Origin of the sequence: Vibrio olivae (assembly GCF_042428525.1) — a bacterium.
Lineage (GTDB): Bacteria > Pseudomonadota > Gammaproteobacteria > Enterobacterales > Vibrionaceae > Vibrio > Vibrio olivae.
The window spans coordinates 1-565 of record NZ_JBHMEP010000103.1 but is presented as its reverse complement, the minus strand read 5'-3'; the positions used below and the strand labels follow the sequence as shown (position 1 = coordinate 565).

1 protein-coding gene is annotated in these 565 nt (G+C 51.0%); it reads right to left on the bottom strand.

The features are described from left to right. Window positions 1–33 precede the first annotated feature (33 nt). A partial coding sequence (locus ACFFUV_RS23730) for a hypothetical protein (protein WP_390198465.1) occupies window positions 34–565 on the bottom strand: 532 nt, incomplete at its 5' end.

Genomic DNA, 565 nt, shown 5'->3' with positions numbered 1-565 from the left:
CCCAGAACAAGCAGCATGTTTACCACACTTTTCCTATTCATGGCCATCTCCCTCTTTCTTCATTTCCATCTTCTCCATCTGCCCGAAGAGGCCGCTCCGGACATCAACCGGAGCCATGATCCTCCTCAAATTCACCGCATGCCTGACAGTTACGGACAGTTCATTGCCCTCTATTCCCTCTACAGACAAATATCGATTCCATTCATACTTGTCTTTAGCCGTTCCAAATCCCCTCCCGGAGGTTCTAACCGATAACACAGTACCATCAGCCGCCTTCAATTCAAAATCCAGAAAACCTATCTTTTCAGAGGAAGTCAGCTGGAGCACCAGCCAGCTGCCGGAGTCTTCCTCTTTCCCTGCCTGATAATTTTCCACCTCCAGCACAGCTTCCACATCATGGCCGCCTTTCCCTCCTTCCTGTTCCATTCCGGCGTTCTTTAGCACCACAGGAATGGAAAATCCCTTCTCCAGCTTGATTTTCACGCTTTCCGAATCAGCCGTGGCACAAGACACCACGCAGGGAATGTCGCCTTTCACTTCCGTCCACACAGCGTCCGGGGAAGGA